1 pseudogene is annotated in these 565 nt (G+C 38.9%); it reads left to right on the top strand.

What is annotated here, in order from left to right:
* Positions 1–163: 163 nt before the first annotated feature.
* A pseudogene (locus A9G32_RS05510) lies at positions 164–565 on the top strand (hemagglutinin repeat-containing protein); the annotation flags it as partial.

The raw sequence follows: 565 nt of genomic DNA, 5'->3' as shown, positions 1-565 counted from the left end.
CACCATTGTAGAAAATAAAGCCTACTTGTTGCATTGCGCATTGAGTCATATCTCCTTCTATCTAAAACATAAAAAATACATTAAGTTACTATTTTTACTTACAAAAAATTAGCCAGTAAAGTTATTGATTTTATTTTATTTAATTTTTTCTTGGTGTTTTTTTATGCTATCCGTGGCGGTGATAGCCTCAGAAGCGAAAGAGAAGAGCCAAAACCGCCTTGACACAGGCACAATCAGCTTTAGTGATATCGAAAACAAAGCGGACTACCAAGTCAGTAGCAGTAGTGCAGGGGTAAGCTCTAGCGGCATGCCATCGATGCCAACCAGTCGCAATAAAAACGAAAGCGAACAATCGACGACGCATTCAGCGGTATCGGAAGGGACGATAATTATCCGCAATAAGGATGACCAAAAACAAGATATCAACGAACTAAGCCGAGATACTGAGCAGGCGAATAACGAGCTCAAACACATTTTTAACAAACAAAAAGAGCAAGACATCATCGACCAAACGCAGTTAGTGAGTGAAATTGGTGGTGAAACGTTAACGATGCTTAATCATATT

The sequence above is a fragment of the Gilliamella sp. Gris3-2 genome, assembly GCF_001690345.1.
GTDB lineage: Bacteria > Pseudomonadota > Gammaproteobacteria > Enterobacterales > Orbaceae > Gilliamella > Gilliamella bombi.
This window is presented reverse-complemented; position numbering and strand designations above follow the sequence as displayed.